The following is a 3477-nucleotide window of genomic DNA, read 5'->3' as shown; positions in this document are numbered from 1 at the left end:
TTTTGTTCCAGGCTTTAGATTAATCCAGACAAATCTGAGTTAACTTTTTTGCTTTTACATTGGGTGGAAAAGTAAGTCTGGGAAGAAACGATTAAACTCAATTAAAATTCCGGCTGTGATAATCATCCAGGCTGCGGCCAAAACTGGGGCTGTTGATAGATACTTAAGTAGGTCTTGCATGAATATTTCTCCTAAAAACTGATTGTCAAATCAGGTATTGTTTAGACAATGTTATTTAACATTGTTTTGAGACTTTTGGCAGTTAGTAATTAGTATTTTTATACTAATTACAATTACTTAGTTTTTATTAATTCCTTAGTTGATGTTTTAGCGTGGGGAAACAGTAATTTCGTTTTCTTCAGCAAACATTTTACCAGAGGTAAATTCTCCTAATGCCAACACTGGCCATAGAGCTGCACCTAGCATTTTTTGGATTGCTAAAGGAACGTCGATAACAATCTCTTTTTCTTCTGGATTTTTACCAGATTTGATGGCTTGTAGATAGGAGCGACCAGCCCAACCAATCCAACCTGTAATGTATAAGAATAAAATGCTAGGAATGAGGAAATCTCCAGCACGATCCAGGCTACCATCTACTATTAAATGAGGTAGTCCGTCTTCTCCACAAAGTGCTTGTGAATAACGTTCAAATCGTTTCTTGCCAGATTCTGGATCGGCGGTAGTAGGGCGAGCATTTTCAGCTCGTGCCTGAAAAGCAGGTGATTCTGAACATGGCACCAAGTTATATGCTGATGCTGCTGATGCACAGGTTACCCAAAGACTTATGGCTAAAACTAAAGCCAACAATCGTCTCATAAAATTGTTTCCTTTTATTACAAAGTGTTGACAATTACCCATACTTCTGTAGCTAATTTAAGCTGAAGTAGGGATTTTCTTAATGGAAATGATAAATTTGAAGCTGACAGTAATCAAGCTATTTTTATAAATCTATCAGTCAATGACAACTATTTTAGCTATAGAAACAAGTTGTGATGAAACGTCTGTGGCAATTGTTAAGAATCGTCAAGTTTTAAGTAATATCGTAAAGTCACAAATTAATATTCACAGCTTTTATGGAGGTGTTGTGCCAGAAATAGCTTCACGGCAACATTTAGAAATAATCAATCAGGCGATCGCTCAGGCTTTTACAGAGGTAGATTTAGATTGGCCAGATATTGATGGTATTGGATCTACTTGTGCCCCTGGTTTGGTTGGCGCTTTGTTAGTGGGAATAACGGCAGCGAAAACTCTGGCTATTGTCCATAAAAAGCCATTTGTGGGAGTGCATCATTTAGAAGGTCATATTTATGCGACTTATCTTAGTCAACCAGAATTAAAACCACCTTTTCTTTGTTTGTTGGTTTCTGGAGGCCATACAAGTTTAATATATGTCAAAGATTGTGGTGTGTATGAAACATTAGGCCAAACAAGAGATGATGCTGCAGGAGAAGCTTTTGATAAGGTGGCTAGATTATTGAAACTTGGCTATCCAGGAGGCCCCATAATTGATAAATTGGCAGCAGAAGGTAACAGATATGCTTTTTCTCTACCCGAAGGGAAAATTTCTTTACCTGAAGGTGGTTATCATCCTTATGATTTTAGCTTCAGTGGACTAAAAACTGCTGTCTTGCGATTAATTCAAAAATTGGAAACAGAGGGCAATGAGTTATTACCTGAGTCTTCACTGACGAAGGACATTGCAGCTAGTTTTCAAGAAACTGTAGCGAAAGGGTTAACAAAAAGAGCGATCGCCTGTGCGCTAGATTATGGACTGAATACAATTGCTATTGGTGGAGGTGTAGCTGCAAATAGTGGGTTGCGACAAAACTTAAGTACAGCAGCAAGTAAGAATAATTTACAGGTACTATTTCCTCCCCTCAAATTCTGTACAGATAATGCGGCTATGATTGGTTGTGCAGCAGTTGACCATTTGAGTAGAGGTCACATTTCATCTCTGAACTTAGGAGCTAGTTCTCGAATGGCCATAAAAGATGTGATGGAGTTGTATAGCGCGTAGCGCTAGGGAATAGGGAATAGTGGGCTGTAACAAGTATGACACGGGGACGCGGGGACACGGGGACGGGTCGATTTGGGGGAAACAGGCTAAGGTTGAGGCCATTTTATGTGAAGAAATTTTCTTGAATTTCAGTAGAAAATTTCAGTAAATTGATGCCCATAAGAGCTAATAGAGATAAATTGAATATAAAAAGTTATTAAGCTTTAGCTATCCTGACATTTAGCTTTATGAGCGCAAGCCCTAATTAGGGTTTGCTGATTAATTCTCAAAGTTTTGATAAATAAAGGCTTTAGCGTTTTTGGGTTAGAAAAAGTACCAGCTTTTCGGTAGAAAGAGCTGCAAAAAGCTAGTATTTTGAGATGATTATGGCAGAAAATTGAGGGACAATTTTTCCGACTACCTCCTCTATAATTCCCGTTTCTCCTGACTCCTGACTCCTGACTCCTGACTCCTCCCCTCACTCATAAGACTTTTTCAGCAAACCCTAATAATTAATTATTAATTATTAATTGTTGAACCTATTTTCTGCACAATTTAGAATTAATACTCCTACATCAGTAATGAAAATTAGAAACGCTGAAGAAAAAGATTTAGCTGTAATTGTAGAAATTTATAATGCTTCAATTCCTAGTCGTATTGCGACTGCAGATCTAGAATTTATATCGGTTGAAAGTCGTATTCCTTGGTATCAAGAACACACACCTGATAGTCGTCCAATTTGGGTTATGGAATTAGATGAAAAAATTGTTGGGTGGCTTAGTTTTCAGTCTTTTAATGGCAGAGCTGCATACAAATCTACAGCAGAAGTGAGCATATATGTTGCTCCTGAATATAAAGGTAAAGGAATAGGGAAAAAATTACTTTCAGAGGCAATTTTTTATAGTCCTAAATTGGGAATTAATACTTTACTGGGTTTTATATTTGCTCATAACCAGCCTAGTTTAAAGTTATTTGATAAGTTTGGCTTTCAACGTTGGGGTTATTTACCAAAAGTGGCTAATTTAGATGGTATGAAGCGAGATGTTGTAATTGTTGGACTTCATCTTCAGGAAGCAAAAAAAAATGATAGGAGTAAGTAGGTTTTGCGTATGGAAAGTATTTTTGCTGGGGTAGGGAATAGGGAGTAGTTAGGGCTTGCTGAATAAAATATTTTTGTCAGGGGAGGAGCCAGAATCCAAAATCCAGGAGTAATGAGAATTATAGAATAGGTAGCCAGAAAAATCTTCCCTTGGTTTTCTTCTCCTAATCTTGCTAAAAATCCTCGATTTTTGAACCATTACCACCTAAAAGCTAGCATTTTATTAGTACCTAAAAAGGCTAAAACATTTATCTGTAGAGAGTTTGAGATTTAATCAGCAAGCCCTAGTTAGGATTTAGAATAAATGGGAATCACAGAGAAAGTGGCACAAAGAATAGTAGGAGTGATTTTTCTGCTATAGCTACCCGAAAATGCTCACATA

General features: G+C 37.3%; 4 protein-coding genes. 2 read left to right on the top strand and 2 right to left on the bottom strand.

Features of this window, described 5'->3' with window-relative positions:
• Positions 1-54 precede the first annotated feature (54 nt).
• Together psaJ and AC3DU7_RS21295 are read right to left on the bottom strand one after the other, a co-directional pair.
• A complete protein-coding gene (gene psaJ / locus AC3DU7_RS21300) occupies positions 55-180 on the bottom strand; it encodes a photosystem I reaction center subunit IX (RefSeq protein WP_124143070.1) in 126 nt (41 codons plus the stop codon).
• Between the two features lie 147 nt (positions 181-327).
• Positions 328-816 (bottom strand): Photosystem I reaction center subunit III, encoded by a 489-nt coding sequence (locus AC3DU7_RS21295; protein ID WP_488041305.1) that lies wholly within the window; start codon positions 814-816, stop codon positions 328-330.
• Positions 817-958: 142 nt separating this feature from the next.
• On the opposite strand from AC3DU7_RS21295, the gene tsaD reads away from it, so the two are divergent.
• Together tsaD and AC3DU7_RS21285 are read left to right on the top strand one after the other, a co-directional pair.
• Positions 959-2017: a tRNA (adenosine(37)-N6)-threonylcarbamoyltransferase complex transferase subunit TsaD gene (tsaD, locus tag AC3DU7_RS21290; RefSeq protein ID WP_488041304.1), complete on the top strand. Its 1059-nt coding sequence runs from the start codon at positions 959-961 to the stop codon at positions 2015-2017.
• 560 nt (positions 2018-2577) lie between these two features.
• Positions 2578-3096 carry an N-acetyltransferase family protein gene (locus AC3DU7_RS21285; RefSeq protein WP_488041303.1) on the top strand — a complete coding sequence of 173 codons (519 nt, stop codon included), beginning with the start codon at positions 2578-2580 and terminating at the stop codon, positions 3094-3096.
• Positions 3097-3477 lie beyond the last annotated feature (381 nt).

The organism is Okeania sp., from assembly GCF_983059655.1.
Note: the sequence above shows the minus strand (reverse complement) of the source record. Positions and strands in the feature narration are given on the sequence as shown.